Annotated in this window: 14 protein-coding genes and 2 tRNA genes; 11 read left to right on the forward strand and 5 right to left on the reverse strand. The window is 55.6% G+C overall.

Features of this window, described 5'->3' with window-relative positions:
• Window positions 1–23 precede the first annotated feature (23 nt).
• Entirely contained in the window at window positions 24–1466 is a 1443-nt protein-coding gene (locus NQF87_RS01625) for an APC family permease (protein WP_266126676.1), read from the reverse strand.
• A gap of 115 nt (window positions 1467–1581) precedes the next feature.
• Window positions 1582–3045: an APC family permease gene (locus NQF87_RS01630; protein WP_266126677.1), complete on the reverse strand. Its 1464-nt coding sequence runs from the start codon at window positions 3043–3045 to the stop codon at window positions 1582–1584.
• 109 nt (window positions 3046–3154) lie between these two features.
• Between NQF87_RS01630 and glyA the strand changes: the two genes are divergently transcribed.
• A complete protein-coding gene (gene glyA / locus NQF87_RS01635; RefSeq protein ID WP_266126678.1) occupies window positions 3155–4450 on the forward strand; it encodes a serine hydroxymethyltransferase in 1296 nt (431 codons plus the stop codon).
• A 59-nt stretch (window positions 4451–4509) separates the two neighbouring features.
• Here glyA and NQF87_RS01640 read toward each other — a convergent pair whose 3' ends face one another.
• The gene (locus tag NQF87_RS01640; protein ID WP_266126679.1) at window positions 4510–5667 is read right to left on the reverse strand and encodes a DEAD/DEAH box helicase; all 1158 of its coding nucleotides are present in this window, start codon (window positions 5665–5667) and stop codon (window positions 4510–4512) included.
• Between the two features lie 68 nt (window positions 5668–5735).
• On the opposite strand from NQF87_RS01640, the gene NQF87_RS01645 reads away from it, so the two are divergent.
• From NQF87_RS01645 to NQF87_RS01655, 3 genes are all read left to right on the forward strand, one after another.
• Window positions 5736–6686, forward strand: a complete 951-nt coding sequence (locus tag NQF87_RS01645) for a mitochondrial fission ELM1 family protein (protein WP_266126680.1) — start codon at window positions 5736–5738, stop codon at window positions 6684–6686.
• Window positions 6687–6690: 4 nt separating this feature from the next.
• A complete protein-coding gene (locus tag NQF87_RS01650; protein WP_266126681.1) occupies window positions 6691–8580 on the forward strand; it encodes a hypothetical protein in 1890 nt (629 codons plus the stop codon).
• Between the two features lie 89 nt (window positions 8581–8669).
• Window positions 8670–8744: transfer RNA gene (locus NQF87_RS01655), tRNA-Val, on the forward strand.
• A 1344-nt stretch (window positions 8745–10088) separates the two neighbouring features.
• Here the strand turns inward: NQF87_RS01655 and NQF87_RS01660 are convergent.
• Window positions 10089–10421, reverse strand: coding sequence for a type II toxin-antitoxin system HicB family antitoxin (locus tag NQF87_RS01660; RefSeq protein ID WP_266126682.1), 333 nt, complete (start codon window positions 10419–10421; stop codon window positions 10089–10091).
• 651 nt (window positions 10422–11072) lie between these two features.
• Between NQF87_RS01660 and NQF87_RS01665 the strand changes: the two genes are divergently transcribed.
• A complete protein-coding gene (locus tag NQF87_RS01665; protein ID WP_266126683.1) occupies window positions 11073–11426 on the forward strand; it encodes a hypothetical protein in 354 nt (117 codons plus the stop codon).
• 18 nt (window positions 11427–11444) lie between these two features.
• On the opposite strand, the gene NQF87_RS01670 is transcribed toward NQF87_RS01665, so the two are convergent.
• On the reverse strand, window positions 11445–12332 hold the full coding sequence (locus tag NQF87_RS01670; RefSeq protein ID WP_266126684.1) for an N-formylglutamate amidohydrolase: 888 nt from the start codon (window positions 12330–12332) through the stop codon (window positions 11445–11447).
• Window positions 12333–12388: 56 nt separating this feature from the next.
• On the opposite strand from NQF87_RS01670, the gene NQF87_RS01675 reads away from it, so the two are divergent.
• The 6 genes from NQF87_RS01675 to NQF87_RS01695 all read left to right on the forward strand — a co-directional run bounded on the left by NQF87_RS01675 (window position 12389) and on the right by NQF87_RS01695 (window position 15269).
• A tRNA-Val gene (locus NQF87_RS01675) sits at window positions 12389–12463 on the forward strand.
• 942 nt (window positions 12464–13405) lie between these two features.
• Window positions 13406–13660 (forward strand): TrmH family RNA methyltransferase, encoded by a 255-nt coding sequence (locus tag NQF87_RS08815; protein ID WP_407651987.1) that lies wholly within the window; start codon window positions 13406–13408, stop codon window positions 13658–13660.
• An 81-nt stretch (window positions 13661–13741) separates the two neighbouring features.
• Window positions 13742–14206 carry a nuclear transport factor 2 family protein gene (locus tag NQF87_RS01680; RefSeq protein WP_266126685.1) on the forward strand — a complete coding sequence of 155 codons (465 nt, stop codon included), beginning with the start codon at window positions 13742–13744 and terminating at the stop codon, window positions 14204–14206.
• Window positions 14207–14327: 121 nt separating this feature from the next.
• A complete protein-coding gene (locus NQF87_RS01685) occupies window positions 14328–14531 on the forward strand; it encodes a hypothetical protein (protein WP_266126686.1) in 204 nt (67 codons plus the stop codon).
• Between the two features lie 97 nt (window positions 14532–14628).
• On the forward strand, window positions 14629–15009 hold the full coding sequence (locus NQF87_RS01690; protein WP_266126687.1) for a VOC family protein: 381 nt from the start codon (window positions 14629–14631) through the stop codon (window positions 15007–15009).
• Window positions 15010–15113: 104 nt separating this feature from the next.
• The gene (locus NQF87_RS01695; protein WP_266126688.1) at window positions 15114–15269 is read left to right on the forward strand and encodes a hypothetical protein; all 156 of its coding nucleotides are present in this window, start codon (window positions 15114–15116) and stop codon (window positions 15267–15269) included.
• The last annotated feature ends 70 nt before the right edge of the window (window positions 15270–15339 follow it).

Genomic DNA, 15339 nt, shown 5'->3' on the forward strand with positions numbered 1-15339 from the left:
CGGGGGGGAAAGGGGGCCGCTGTTCAGCTGTCCGCCCTGAGATGACTGTGCCGTATGCTATAAGCGAAATAGATCACGGCACCAATGGCTAACCAGAGAATCAGGCGCATCCATGTGATCATGCTCATGGAGAGCATGACGCTGCCGCAGGAAATGATGCCCAGGGAGGGAATGAGCAGCGGCCCACCCGGCAGACGGAAGGTGCGGGGGGCATCCGGCGAGGTGAAGCGCAGGGCGATGACGCCCGCACAGACGATGACAAAGGCCGTCAGCGTACCGATGGAGGCCATGTTGGCCAGAATGTCGATCGGCAGGCAGCAGGCCAGCAGGCCGCTCACAAGGAAACTGAGCATGTGGCTGGGAACGGGCGTATGACTCCTGGGATTCATCCGGCGGAAGAAGGCAGACAGCAGTCCGTCCTGGGACATGCTCAGCAGGATGCGGCTCTGGCCCATCAGCAGCCCGTAGATGACGGAGACATAGCCCAGACAGATGCCCCCCTTGATGAGCAGGCTGAGCCACGGCAGGTTAACGACATCCATGACGGTGGCAACCGGGCTGGGGTCATGGGCGAAATGGTGGTAGTCCACCACGCCGACCAGCACGGCTGACACGATGACATAGACAAGCGCACAGATGACCTGACTGCCCAGAATGGCGAAGGGCATCGAACGCTGAGGGTTTTTCGTGTCATGGGCGGCGGTGGAGACGATGTCGAAGCCGATATAGGCCAGAAACGCCATTCCGGCAGCCCGCATCACGCCGCTGAAGCCGAAGTTCCCGTAATGGCCTTCATTGGGGGGAATGAAGGGGTGGAAATGGGCCATCTGTATGTGTGGCAGGCAGGCCACGACAAGGCCGACCAGCACGCAGACCTTGATGGCCACGATGAGGCCATTCATCCGGGCGGACTCTTTCATGCCCCGTGTCAGCATGATGGTGACGAGCCAGAGGATGAACAGGCAGGGGGCATTGAACCACGCATGAGCCATGTGGCCATCCGGCAGTTCCACCGGTGTCATGGGCGGGTGCAGGAGCCGTGGGTCGATGATGATGCCCCAGTCCTTGAGGAAGGAGGTCATGTAGCCCGACCAGCTGGAGGCCACGGCGGCCGTGCTGACGGTATATTCAAGGATCAGGTCCCAGCCGATGACCCAGGCCACGAACTCTCCCAGAGCGGCATAGGCATAGGAATAGGCCGAGCCACCGGAAGGGATCATCCCGGCCAGTTCAGCATAGCAGAGACCGGCGAAGCTGGCCGCCACGGCGGCGATGAGGAAAGCGAGCGGGATGGCCGGACCGGCATGGAGACCGGAGGCCACACCCGTGAGGGAGAAAAGACCGGCCCCGATGGTCACGCCCACTCCAATGGCGATGAGCTGCCATGTGCCGAAAATGCGTTTCAGCCCTGTCTGGCTGGGGGCGGAGGAGGTGATGGCTTTCTTGCGCCACAGGGATGACATCATGGTGAAGAAGGTTCCATGTCCGGTCGTTTCTGATCTGTTCTGGCTGCTGTTCAGACAGAAGCGGTGCCCGGAGGGGGCACCACACCCAGAGTGATCCTTCTTCTATGGAATAATATTATAAATTTCCACCCTGTCGGGTAGAATTGTTGCGTATTCTGCTTTTCCTGATGCCATAAGCGAAATAGACGCAGAATCCCACAGCCAGCCAGATGAGCAGGCGGACCCATGTCAGCGGACTCATGGACCCCATGACGATGCCGCAGGAGATGATGCCCAGCAGGGGGACCGTAAACGGGCCGCCCGGCACACGGAAACTGCGTTCGGCTGCCGGTGCCCGGAAGCGCAGGGCCGTCACGCCGGCGCAGACGATGACGAAGGCCAGCAGTGTTCCGATGGAGGTCATTTCCCCCAGTGTGGCGATGGGTACGCATCCGGCCAGCAGGGCCGCTGCCACGGCGGTGATGATGTGGGCTGTCCAGGGCGTGCTGGTGCCCGTGTGGAGGCGGGCGATGAAGGAGGGCAGCAGGCCGTCTTCAGCCATGTTCATGGCAATCCGGCTCTGCCCGATGAGCAGGCCGAACAGGACGGAGATGAAGCCGAACGTGATGCCGGTTTTCACCAGAACCGCCATCCAGGGCATGTTGATCCTGTCCATGGCCGTGGCGACAGGGCTGGGGTCATGGGCGAGGGCGTGATAGTCCACCACGCCGACGAGGATGGTGGAAAAGACGACATAGATGACGGCACAGGTCAGCAGGCTGCCCAGAATGCCGATGGGCATGTTGCGTTGGGGATTTTTTGTGTCCTGCGCTGCCGTGGAGACGATGTCGATGCCGACATAGGCGAAGAAGGCCATGCCGGCAGCCCGCATGATCCCGCTGATACCAAACTGCCCGAATTCACCCGTATTGGCGGGCATGAAGGGGTGGAAGTGGCTGGTATCGACAAAGGGTGTGCAGACGATGATGAGGCCGACAATGACAAGGATCTTGACCAGCACGACCAGAGAGTTGAGACGCACGGAAAAATTGGTCCCCCGCATCAGCATCAGGGTGATGATGAAGAGGAGCAGCATTCCCGGTGCGTTGCACCATGCCTGCGCCGTGTGGCCATCCGGCATGGTGACGGTTGTCATGGGAGGGCTGAGCAGCCGTGGGTCAATGATGATGTTCCATCCTCTGAGCAGGGAGGCGATGTAGCCCGAGGCACTGGACGCCACGGCAGCCGCCCCGACCGTATATTCAAGGATCAGGTCCCAGCCGATGATCCATGCGACGATCTCACCCAGCCCGGCATAGGCGTAGGCGTAGGCCGAGCCACCGGCAGGCAGCATTCCGGCCAGCTCGGCATAGCAGAGACCGGCGAAGCTGGCGGCGATGGCGGCGATGAGGAAGGAGATGACCACCGCAGGCCCTGCATTCTGGCCCGCCGCAACGCCCGTGAGGGAGAAGAGACCTGTCCCGACGGTGACGCCGACGCCCATGGCGATCAGACGCCAGGGGCCGAACACGCGTTTCAGTCCGTTATTCTGGCTCTCTGGAGGGGGAACTTGTTTGGTCTGCCAGAAGGGCAAGGTCATTGCAGGGCACTCTCGCATTTTTTGAACGTAATTAACCCGCAACGATAGACGCGCTTGGCTCCCGCGCCTATAGAAAGAAGAGAGTTTTTTGCGGGGAGTATGGATGACAATGTCCAAAAGCACCAATCAGGCCGGTCTGCACTCTTTTTTTCATGCCTCTCTCAAGGAGCGGGATCATGAAGTCAGTGCGATCCTGAATGCCGAGCTTGAGCGTCAGCAGGACGGCATCGAGCTAATCGCTTCTGAGAACATGGCGTCCTTCGCCGTAATGGAAGCTCAGGGGTCTGTTCTGACCAACAAATATGCCGAGGGTTTGCCGGGTCGCCGCTATTACGGTGGTTGCGTCGACGTGGACAAGGTCGAGAACCTGGCCATCGAGCGTCTGAAAAAGCTTTTCGGGGCCGAGTTCGTCAACGTCCAGCCGCATTCCGGTGCCAATGCCAATCAGGCGGCCTTCATGGCCCTGGCAAAGCCCGGCGATACCATCCTTGGCATGAGCCTCGCCGCTGGTGGCCATCTGACTCACGGTGCTGCTCCGAACTATTCCGGCAAGTGGTTCAATGCCGTGCAGTATGGCGTGCGTGGTGAGGACGGTCTGCTCGACTACGAGGAGATGGAACGTCTGGCCCGTGAGCATAAGCCCCGCATCATCGTGGCTGGCAGCTCCGCCTATCCCCGCGTGATCGACTTCCCCCGTTTCCGCAAGATTGCTGATGAGGTCGGTGCCTACCTGATGGTGGACATGGCCCATTTCGCCGGTCTGGTGGCGGCTGGCATCTATCCCAGCCCGGTCCCTCATGCCGACATCACGACTTCCACGACGCACAAGACGCTGCGTGGACCCCGTGGTGGCATCATCATGACCAATGATGCGGACATCGCCAAGAAGATCAACTCCGCCGTGTTCCCCGGTCTTCAGGGTGGCCCGCTGATGCATGTCATCGCCGGCAAGGCTGTGGCCTTCGGCGAGGCCCTTCAGGGTGAGTTCAGGGAGTACCAGCAGCGTGTGCAGGCCAATGCCCGTGCGCTGGCCGATGAGCTTCTGAAATGTGGCTTTGACATCGTGACGGGTGGGACGGACACCCACCTCGTGCTGGTGGACCTGCGCCCCAAGAAGGTGACCGGCAAGAAGGCCGAAGCCCTGATGGAGCGTGCTGGCATCACCGCCAACAAGAATGCCGTTCCGTTCGACCCTGAAAAGCCGTTCGTCACGTCCGGCGTACGTCTGGGGAGCCCGGCTGCTACGGCCCGTGGCTTTGGTGAGGAAGAATTCCGTCAGGTGGCCCGTATGATTGATGCCGTGCTGAGTGCTGATGAGAATGACGATGCCACGTTCGAGCGCATCCGCAAGGATGTGAAGGAGCTGTGCGCCCGCTTCCCGATCTATGATCGTGCCTCTGCCTGATCATGGATGAAGCCGGGGAGGCAGGGTGTAACAGCCCTGCCTCCCCGGAAAAGCCTTTCCTATAGCGTTTCCGCCGTGATGATGCGGATGCGGTACTGGATGTGCTTTTCAATCTCCCGCAGGCGGCTCCGTTCTTCCAGCGTGGTGAAGGTGATGGCCCGGCCCTGCTTTCCTGCCCGGGCCGTCCGGCCGATGCGGTGGATGTAGAGTTCCGGCGTCTGCGGCAGGTCCATGTTCACGACAAGCTGGATGTCATCAATATCCAGCCCACGGGCGGCAATGTCCGTTGTCACGAGAATGGAACCGGCCTGCGTCTGATAGCGTTCCAGCGTTTTCTTCCGGTCGCCCTGTGTCTGGCCGCCGTGAAGGGCAATGGCCTTGTACTGGTCCTTTCGCAGCAGTTTTGCGACAGAATCCGCCTTCTGCTTCGTTTTCGTGAAAATGATGGCACGGCCTGTTTTGGCATCAGCCTGTATCTTTGACCGTTCCAGTACGGTCAGAAGGAGCGGTTCCTTCTGTGATTCCGTGATGAACAGGGCCTGCTGGCGGATGCGCCGTGGCGTGACCTCTTCCTCACCGGGTTCGACACGGACAGGGTCTCTTGTGACCCGCTTTGCCAGTGCCATGACAGGTTCCGGCAGGGTAGCCGAGCAGAAGATGGTCTGGGGCCGGTCGGCAATATAGGGCACGAGAGCCGTCATGCTGGCGGAGAATTCTTCATCAAGAAGACGGTCTGCCTCATCCAGCACCAGATAGACGATATGTTCCAGCGACAGCTCGCCTTTTTCCACGAAATCCAGCAGCCGCCCATGCGTGGCAACGATGATGTCGGCTCCCTGTGCCAGGGAGAGGGCCTGCTGTTCACGGGGCACGCCACCGCAGATTACCCGTGTGCGGAGGGGAAGCTGACGGCCAAGCTGACGGCAGACGCTGGCTGTCTGCATGGCGAGGTCCCGGGTTGGCTCCAGGATCAGGACCCGTGGGACGGAATCGGCTGTCTCTTCCTGCTTGATGCTCGCCAGTTTCTGGAGGGCAGGGAGGACAAAGGCGGCAGTTTTTCCTGTTCCAGTCTGTCCGGGCAGAAGGACGTCACGGCCTGCCAGAAGGGGCGGGATGCCCTGCTGCTGGATGGGGGTCGGTTTTGCCATGCCTGCTTTCCGGGCAGCCTGAGTCAGCTGGTCGGAAAGGCCAAGGTCCGTGAAATCTGTTTGTGTCATGAATGTCGTTCTTGCCAGAAGGAAGGTGTTGATGTGATGGACGGGACCATACCCGGAGGAGATCAGGAATGCACGCAGCCATCATAGCCGAAGATTTCGCCGGAATGAGGTCGCAGGGGCGGGGACTGGCAGAAAGGGCGGGTTTTTCGTGGGCGTTTCATCCTGCCGTCATCAACAGGGAAAAACTGGTCTCCCGTCTGCCTGTCCGCTTCTGGCCGCATTCTCCGGGCCTGTTTGCCCCATTCAGTCTTTCTTCCGCAACCCGTCTCATCATCAGCGTGGGAGGAAAAGGGGCCGTTGCCGGGGCGGCTCTGGGGAAACGGCATGGCTTACCCGTGGTGCAGATACAGCACCCACGGGCAAGGCTGTCTTCCTTTGCGCTTGTCGTGGCCAGTCAGCATGACCGGCTTGTGGGGCCGAATGTGCTTTCAGTCCGCACGGCCATGCACGACGTTACTCCGGCCCGTCTGGATCAGGCTGCCGGATCGTGGAAGGAGCGCATCCGTGCGGGGGCGGACAGGGTTCTGGGGGTGCTGCTGGGAGGCTCTAACGGGCGTTACAGGCTGGAAGAGGCTGAAGCCGTTGCCCTGTCGGAAGAACTGGCCGGGTCCATGCGGCTGACGGGTGCCCGCTGTGTGCTGACGCCTTCTCGGCGCACGTCCCATCAGGCTCTTGCTGTCTTCCGGGAGCGTCTGGTTCCTCTGGGAGCCGTCGTGATGGAAGGAGATGGGGAGGATAACCCCTATATGGGGGTGCTGGCCTGTTCTGACGTGCTGGCGGTCACGCAGGACAGTGTGTCCATGATGTCAGAGGCCGTGGCGACGGACAGGCCCGTCTGTATTCTCCGTCTGAAGGGACGGTCATCCCGGCTGGAACAGTTCGTGACCATACTTGAAAAAGAAGGACGTGTTCAGTCTTCTTTAAGGGATGTTACATTTATGCCCTGCGAAAGACTTGACGATACTTCACGGGCGGCTGATGAAATACATCATCGCATTCAGTTCAGTCAGGAAGGATGATCCCATGCTGGATATAAAGACATTTGGTCCGCAGGGTGGCAATGTCCTTTACAAGGCCCTGTCCCATCCTCTGGCTGTCGATGCGATGAAGGCTCTGGAGCAGACGCTCAGGGGCAGGACACTCGCCATATATGACCCGGATGATTACCTGCCGACCGTCCGTGGACTTTATCCGGCCATCCGGCCATCCATCATCCTGACCCATGACAGCGAGCAGGTCGGTCAGCCGGATGGGCTGGGCGGGCAGAAAAAGGCTGTCGTGCATCTGGCAGAGACTGAAGCGGATGCCGTGTTGGCCCTGTCCTTCGAGGATGCGAAGATACGCTCCCGTCTTGAGGGCGTCCTGGGGGGGAAGCCTTTTCATACGCTGGGTGAGGCAAAGCTGCCGGATGATTTCCTGCCATACCGGCGGCCTTATCTGGACAAATGTAATTTTGCGACCAATTTTGCTTTCTTCCGGGAGACGGAACAGTTCAGCACGAGGCTGGTCACGGCGAATTACTGGTCAAGCTATGGGGCCACGGAGCTTCGTTACTGGCTGCGGCTCTTTGATGATTCCGGTCATGTTCTGGCGGAATGGTGCCAGGACGTTGAGGATGCCAATGCGGGCGTGGTGATTGACAGTCGTGACGTGAAAAAGGAGTTCGGCCTGCCGGATTTTACGGGGCAGCTGTTCATTCATGTCATCGGGGCCAGGGGGCATGATGTCGTAAAATACGCTCTGGACAGTTTCGGGCGGAATGGTGACCCCAGTCTTTCCGTGACGCATGATGCCAATGCGTGGCCTTCTATGCGCTTTGCGACCCTTCCGGCACCGGATGAAGATGAAACAGTCCGTCTCTGGGTGCAGAACAGTCACGGCACGGCCATTCCTGACGGGGCGATCACGCTGAATCCGATGGGTGAGGAAGATCATCGGGCCATTCCCCAGTCTGTCGGACCGTATGAGACGGTTGCTGTTGATGTGGGAGAGCTGTTTCCTGATCTGAAATGGCCTGCCCAGCTTGAACTGCGGTCCGGGAGGCATCTGGTACGGCCCCGTTATGAAGTCGTGCAGCGGGGGCGGACCCGCATTGCCCACATGAATGTGGAACGTGCCGATCTGCTTCCCGACCCGGCCATCCGCAGCATGTCGCCACTGCTGGGGCGTGGCTTCGTGCTGCCTTTCCCGGTGCCTGATCCATCGGCCTATACAAGCCTCGTTCAGCCCAACCCCATGTCTGAAACGATCATGACCATGCCCATGAGGCTGGACCTGTTTGACGAGGCGGGCCAGAGCTGTGGCCATCATTTTCTGGGGAATCTGCCCCGCAATCATCAGGGGGCTGTTGCCCTTCATGAGCTGATGGACAGGCCGGGACATGCGGAGCTGATCTATGATTTCCGTGACGGTGGGGAGGGGGATGGCTGGCCCCATGCCCTGATGCGTTACCGTCACCTTCAGACGGATCATGCGGCGGAGACGAGTTTTGGCGGGCATATCTTCAACACCATGATGACATGGCGGAGTGAACCTCAGTCCTATGCCGGGCCGCCGCCGGGCCTGACGACCCGGCTGTTCCTGAAGCTGGGGCAGTGGCTCGATGGTGTGGCCCTGCACAGCTTCTGTTATCTAATCTATCCTACGTCTCTGCGTGAAGGACGGAAGCCGTCACGGACCTGCCTTTATCTTTATGGCGCAGACGGGCATGAACTGGCACAGACGGTCATAACCATCCAGCCCTCGGGGTCCTATCTTATGAAGCCGCACCAGATTTTTGAGGCTGATCTGCTGCAACGGGCGGGAGAGGGAGGCTACATCCTGATACGCGACCTGACCTGCCGTCTGTTTGGTTATCATGGGCTAGAAAATGGTGCCGGTGGTTTCTCTCTGGACCACATGTTTGGCTTCTGAGAGGAGCAATTCGAATAATTTGCATGTCGGCCCTTCATTCTCTTGTAAAGGGGCAGGGACAGGGGTATAAGATGCGCATCCACAGAGACGGATGCGTAGCTCAGCGGTAGAGCACTGCCTTCACACGGCAGGGGTCACAGGTTCAATCCCTGTCGCATCCACCATGTACTCCCCAGAAAAGTGCTGTTTTTTTCTGTTAGAGATGGTTGGTGTGCTGTTTATTGTCGTTCATGAATGACCGTAAAGACGTGCGATTTTTCATAAAAATTAACACAAAACTGACACAGAGTTTTCAGGGAACACTTTTCCCCCAGCAGGCCGCATTTTGCCGCAAGGCCTAATCCAGATCAGTCTCTTGAATGCGGACGCGCTTGAGTTCTGGGGGAGCAACCATTTCGATATAGACACCTTGTTACTGTTCGATTGTGCGTGTCTGTATGTTGAGACACAGCTGGCTAATATGGATTGTGCTGTATTCTTTCCCTCAAGGTAGAAAAGAAACGCCTAGAGCAGCCCCAGAGCAGATGGGACATGTAACCAAAGTGGGGTTTTCTGTCCCACTATTAAGCCGTCCTGTTTATCTTACAGTTTTTCCGGGAGCTCATTATCCGTCCGAGGCGACGTTTTGCTGTGTAGACTGAACGTGGGCAGCGTTTCGCCCTGACCGGAGCATCACGGATCTGAGTAGGGTGAGAGCGGCGACCATTTCCCCATGCTAAATCAGCATATATCACGCTATGGAGCTTACTGGGGGGACAGTGTTATTTGGTGCAAGTTTTATCTTAATCCTAACCACTACCAGAGCTATGCCGGTGAGGATAGCGGTTGTGCCGGCGATGAGGACGAGGGGCTTGTGATCTAATCTAATATTAATGCTGTCAATATGTATCAGCTTATGCTGGACAGCCTATCGTGATCCAGCGATTGATGGGGGTAAGTGCGGCGCGCGATGATTAAGTAATGCTACATAGTCTTGCACGTTGTTGGGTGGAGTTGTGAGAAGATTGAAAAAATCCATTTTGAGGTTCTAGATATGGAAGAATTGCTCGAAAGTAGGGTGTTAGTATCTTAATGACTGGTGATGAATTCTGTTGGCAGTTAACTTTACGGATTTATCTAGTTGTATTTTTTTTGATTAAAATAGTGCTGTACACTAGAATTAAAATGTGCTACCATTTGGGGTGATGGAGAGGTTAGGGAAGATTACTGCGGAAGCGATGTTGAAAGAAATGTTCAGGCAGTAATCTAGCACAAACACGGAGATGAAGGGGCAGTCGCACAGGGATGCCTTTCCCTTCCCTCAGACAGAACTTTCGTCAATCTGAGACCGTCTAACATTAACTTGATCGCCTGTGACGGTTCTCTCTCCATACCTGATTACTGATGTCCGGCTGATGAATGTGGATCCATACACGCATTAGGTAATTTCTTTTATTAGGTAATAAAAAATTTTTAGTGGGGGAAGGGGAGGATCGATGGACGTTGTAAGTGAGCGAAGGGGAAAGGAGTTATGTTTCCATTCCTGCCAGGGAGTCTCTGATGAGTTGATTGAGGCTGATGCCACGGGCGGCGGCCATTTTGACGGCGCGGGCATGTTCCTTCTCTGACAGCCGAACCTGGAAAGTGCCGGAATAATGCCGGATAGGGGAAATGCCTTTTTCCTTGCACATTTTCATGAAGATATGCAGAGAGCCCCCCCCCTCTTTTTGGAGGTCTTTTACGCTTTTGGCATAGAAATCAGCCCCATCATTGAGTCCGATGAACTCGCCACGAAACAGGCCAGCGTCCGGATCAAACTCAATGACAGCCTGGTACCCGTTGATGGTCATGGTGTTCTTCATGGCCTTACTCCGTTGCTGTCTAGCCATTTTCTTACTGAGTCTATGGCACTTTTATGTGTAGTGGACTGTGGAAGGGGACGGTGGAATACCTTTACTTCATTGAATAGGAAAATGCCGATACGAGAGTCTTCGCGTTCCGATATTTCCCCGCCTAGTTCAATGAACATGGCTTCTATATCGGCCCACGCTATCTCATCCGACGTGGGGTGTTTGAATATTAGATTCAAAGTTTCGTATTGCTTCGCCTTCATGTTATTTTGATATTGTATTATGACATCGCTATCAAGAAGAAAGGGCACATACTTGGGTGCCTTTATGCCCCGTAACCTTATCTTGGCTTAGTTTTTATTCCTCCTTTCCTAATGGGGGTGGGAAGGATGGACCGTAAGAGCTACCTATCTTGTTTAGGGAAAAGATCCTTTTCAAAACAGGGGTATATTGAGCCCTGCCGTTTTCGCATGATGTGTGTTCTTTCAAGAACGCTGCCAGAGTTGGATTATGGAGTTGTGAAAGACTTTCAGCAATAGGAAGAGGAGGTATTTGGTCATGATGAAGTGGGAAAACCATGTCATATGGACATCTTGTTATATAAAAATGCTTCCTTAATTGCCCTCAGTCTGTTCTGATGGAGAGAGATAAGAGGAGATCATTATGTCTTTATCATCCAGGCTGGTCCGTATGTTTCTGCTGGGCGGTATGGCTGTGGGCGTGTGCAGTGCGTCCGTGGGGATTGCTGATGCCCAGGATGCTTCGCCTCAGGCGGGGCTGAAGAAGATTACGGTACCTTTCTCGGGTTCCGTAAGTCCGGCGGGTGCTGTCGAGAACAATCAGACGGGCAAGATCATCGGAGAAGTTGATCGCACAGGGGTCGTGTATGACAATACAGGCACCGTGGTTGGTTCGATCGATGCGAAAGGCATCGTGCGGAATGCCAAGGGTGTTCCGGTGGCGCAGGTTGCCCAGAACAACCGCCTTGCCGGTGTGGCTTTCCTGCTCGGCCAGTAAGGTGTTTCAGGACTGTTCCTATTCTGTTTCATTCTGTGGAACAGAATAGGAGTGGGCCATTTCAGCCAGAATATGTGTGATGTCCTGCTGCATTTTCGTGAAATGGCGGTTGGGTTGCAGGGTCTGCATGTTCAGGTAGCAGGCCCGGTTTATTTCTATCTGAAGGCTCTGCCGGTTCTGTTCCATCCGCCCGTAACGTCCCGTGATGTAGCCTCCGGGATAGGGGGTGTTGCGCTGGACATGGTACCCTTTCTCTGAAAACAGGGTTTCAGCCAGACTGATAAGCTCGCTGGAGCAGGTCTTTCCGTGTCTGTTCCCCAGAACAATGTCACAGGGACGGGTCTGGGCCAGAGGGGGCATGGAGTGGATATCCAGCAGGATGGTGAAGCCGAACTGTCTGTGCAGAATTCTCTCCGTCAGCTGAAGAGCTTCGTGATAAGGCTCCCAGTAGCGGGAGAGGCGGTGTCCAGCTTCTTCGACGGGCAGGCAGTAGCGGTAGATGCTTCTGCCGGGTGCGACGCAGCGGGGGATAACCCCATATCCAGCACTGACTTTCTTGCTGAGAAGAAGGTCTTTCTCAATGAGGGGGGGAGAGAACATGCTGGCATCCAGTTCTTTCCAGTCCCGGTTGACGTCGCAGAAGCTGCGGGGGAAGAGTGCCTGTACGAGGCTCAGGCCGTTTTCGGGAGCATGTTCCAGAAGCTGATCGGTGAAACGGTCTTCCATACGTTTCAGCTCATTCATGGGCAGGACGGCCATTTTGAGAAACTCCCGGGGGTAGTTCCGGCCCGAATGTGGCGAGGAAAGCAGGAAAGGCGTTCTCTTCCGGCAGGTGGGAAGATGGACCTCAACTGCGGAAGATGAATGGACAGGCCCGGCGCATGGAAATTTTTGAATTTTTTTCACATTAGAGGCTTGCCACAATCTCTAGGTCTAGGTAAACACTGACTCACACCAAGCGGGGGCGCATAGCTCAGCGGTAGAGCACTACCTTGACATGGTAGGGGTCACAGGTTCAATCCCTGTTGCGCCCACCACTCCCCTTGGTTGTTATCCCTTTGAAAAATAAAATGTTTCGCCTGTAATGAGAAACGTTTTGCTTGACGTGAGGGCGGCTTTGTTGTACCTTTCTACATAAGGGTCATCATGAAAATTGGCACAGTGCTGATACGGTGATTTTTTTAAGGCTCTCTTACCCCAGCAAGTCGCATTTTGTAGCAGCGTATAATCCGGTGGGCAGTTTGATACGAATGTTCGTTAGTTCAGGATGAGCTACCTACTATTTCGGCATAGGCTCCTATTATTGCTCAATGGTGGTCGTTTTTAGATAGAAGTATTGCTGGCGGGAGGGAAACATCATCGTTAAACCGGTTGTCGGGCCAGTCGGCCTCCGGCTTTATCCGCCCCCAATGCCTGAAGAAAACGGGGGGGCATCCCCAACGCATCGTTACTGTGTCGTAGAAGCCATAGGTAGAGTGGAGTCCCCGGCGCAGCGGTCTATGACAATTAATCGATCTGTCTCGCATCTTCGTGCTTTTGCTAACGCCCTGCGTTAGTGTCTAGCCTTCGAGTATCTGGACGGGCACAGTGGTAGTGACAGCGATGTTTTCCTCGACAATGGCCTGCCTGTCGGATGCTGGAGAGGAAGCTGCTCATACTCATTAGGTAAGAGATGGGTGAGACATCTTCATCTTTGTCGATGGTGGTGATGTTCTCGTTGCCGCTGGTACGCACCGTCTCAACCTTGAGGTTGGAGAAAGTCTACATTATCCGGTTGATGCCTCAGCCTTGTGCGCCACCTGATTACACAATGGCAGAATAATTTCGATGTGAGTGGAGCATTGAGGGTTATTTCCGGTCACGGGACGATTCTGGTTATTATAGGAGAGAATAGGGTAAAACGTCTACGCAATGAGATGGCTGATACCGTGAAAACATGATTTCATCTTCCCCTGATTGGGACAGGAAATGTGATGGATATGGTGCCAGATGGGACAATATCTATTGCTGTTGAGCTGGTTGATGATGCAGCCTCATTGTTCACTTTTGAGCATCCGGAGCGGGCTTTTTATGTATTCGGGCCAGAGGATGGCAGCCTTGGACCGGATATACTCAATCGGTGCCATCACAGGATAATGATACCGACACGGGTATGCATGAATCTGGCGGTAACAGTGAATGTTGTTCTGTATGATCGTCTGATGAAGCAGAGCAGAGACCAGTCATGTTCATGATGTGCATACCCCGCATGTGTTCTGAGGAAAATTGGGGCTATGCTGGACTGTGTATTGCGTATGCATAGAAGGAAACATGACATGGCCCATCTGCCAGTTCCGCCATTTTCCGTCGAGACGGCAGCCCGGAAGGTGCGTCTGGCCGAAGATGCCTGGAACAGTCGCAATCCGGAGCAGGTCGCTCTGGCCTATACGCCGGACAGCCGGTGGAGAAACCGTGACAGTTTCATCTCCGGCCGGGATCAGATTGTTGCCTTCCTGACAGAAAAATGGGCCACCGAGTGTGAGTATCGCCTGTTAAAGGAGCTGTGGGCCTGCTCGGGAGACCGCATCGCCGTACGTTTCGCCTACGAGTGGCATGACAGGCAGGGGCAATGGTTCCGGTCATACGGCAATGAGAACTGGGAATTTGATGAGGATGGCCTGATGAAGGTACGTATTGCCTCAATCAATGATGTGCCCATTCGGTTGCAGGATCGTAAATATCACTGGCCATTGGGGCGGCGTCCTGACGGACATCCGGGACTGAGTGATTTGGGTCTGTAGGGGGGAATGCCCGCTGTACGGCCTGACCAAAAAAACGTCTCATTTTGTCTGATAGAATGCCACTCTGCCCCCAGGAGATGAGTCTGCTGGCTGCATTCCATTCGGGAAAAGGAGAAAACGGATGAGTGAAGACGATAAGGGCAATCCGATCGGCAGGTTTTTTACGACGCTTGTCGATGATCTGACGGAGGCCTCCGAGCAGAAAAGTGAGGCCGGTCCATTTGATGATACCAGGGCCATGCTGGATACCGTGTCCCAGTCTCTGGGGACCAGCAATTTCAGAAAAGCCATCATGGATGCGGCCAAGGACAAGGGTACCGAGTAGGCGGGTGTCCGTTGGAGGAGGTCACAGTGTTCCTGTCTCCTGATATAGGGGACATGTTCACTATGAACGGTGAATGTACGCTGAAAGGAAGAGACTGATGTTTCTGAGCCATATTGTCGTAGGATCGAACGATCTGAAGAAAGCGAAAGCATTCTATGACGCACTTTTTGACGTCATGGGCGCGCAGTTCTGTCCGCAGGACAATCCGGACCGGGTCGTGTATCAGAAGGACGGGCAGATATTCATCATCACACGGCCCATCAATGGAGAGGCCGCAACGGCTGCCAATGGCGGGACGGTCGGTCTGGCCCTGCCTTCAGCGGAGGCCGTGCGCCGCTGGCATGAGGCCGGTGTCGCCGCAGGAGGCAGGAGCATCGAGAACCCGCCCGGCGAACGTACGGTCATGGGCATGAAGCTGTATCTGGCCTATCTTCGGGACCCGGATGGCAACAAGCTCTGCGCCTTTCACAAGGTGTGACATATAAACTGGAATGGCTGATCCGTTCCTGATCGTGGCTGCGTTCCTAGAAGACGGGGATGCAGCCATGATTTTATGGTCTCATTCCATGAAAAATGGATGGCATGAGTAAAACGCAGCCCATCCATACATGGTCAATCCAGAAAGAGGACAGGGAGCGTTCTCTTCATAATGCCATGAAAAATAAGGATTTTATTTATAAAATAGATTTTATTTATTCTATGCGCTGGCAGACAAAAGAATTCCTGCCTGCCGGCTGATTGCAATTCCTTTTCATGGCGACTTAACCTCTTCTTCACGGGATGGAGAGCAGTCAAGGTCTCCGCTCGA

Origin of the sequence: Bombella dulcis (assembly GCF_026385505.1) — a bacterium.
GTDB lineage: Bacteria > Pseudomonadota > Alphaproteobacteria > Acetobacterales > Acetobacteraceae > Bombella > Bombella dulcis.

Coding starts and splice junctions, on each gene's coding strand:
- NQF87_RS01625 (WP_266126676.1), bottom strand. CDS start 1,466: ATGATGTCATCCCTGTGGCGCAAGAAAGCCATCACCTCCTCCGCCCCC.
- NQF87_RS01630 (WP_266126677.1), bottom strand. CDS start 3,045: ATGACCTTGCCCTTCTGGCAGACCAAACAAGTTCCCCCTCCAGAGAGC.
- glyA (WP_266126678.1), top strand. CDS start 3,155: ATGTCCAAAAGCACCAATCAGGCCGGTCTGCACTCTTTTTTTCATGCC.
- NQF87_RS01640 (WP_266126679.1), bottom strand. CDS start 5,667: ATGACACAAACAGATTTCACGGACCTTGGCCTTTCCGACCAGCTGACT.
- NQF87_RS01645 (WP_266126680.1), top strand. CDS start 5,736: ATGCACGCAGCCATCATAGCCGAAGATTTCGCCGGAATGAGGTCGCAG.
- NQF87_RS01650 (WP_266126681.1), top strand. CDS start 6,691: ATGCTGGATATAAAGACATTTGGTCCGCAGGGTGGCAATGTCCTTTAC.
- NQF87_RS01660 (WP_266126682.1), bottom strand. CDS start 10,421: ATGAAGAACACCATGACCATCAACGGGTACCAGGCTGTCATTGAGTTT.
- NQF87_RS01665 (WP_266126683.1), top strand. CDS start 11,073: ATGTCTTTATCATCCAGGCTGGTCCGTATGTTTCTGCTGGGCGGTATG.
- NQF87_RS08815 (WP_407651987.1), top strand. CDS start 13,406: ATGGTGCCAGATGGGACAATATCTATTGCTGTTGAGCTGGTTGATGAT.
- NQF87_RS01680 (WP_266126685.1), top strand. CDS start 13,742: ATGGCCCATCTGCCAGTTCCGCCATTTTCCGTCGAGACGGCAGCCCGG.
- NQF87_RS01685 (WP_266126686.1), top strand. CDS start 14,328: ATGAGTGAAGACGATAAGGGCAATCCGATCGGCAGGTTTTTTACGACG.
- NQF87_RS01690 (WP_266126687.1), top strand. CDS start 14,629: ATGTTTCTGAGCCATATTGTCGTAGGATCGAACGATCTGAAGAAAGCG.
- NQF87_RS01695 (WP_266126688.1), top strand. CDS start 15,114: ATGAGTAAAACGCAGCCCATCCATACATGGTCAATCCAGAAAGAGGAC.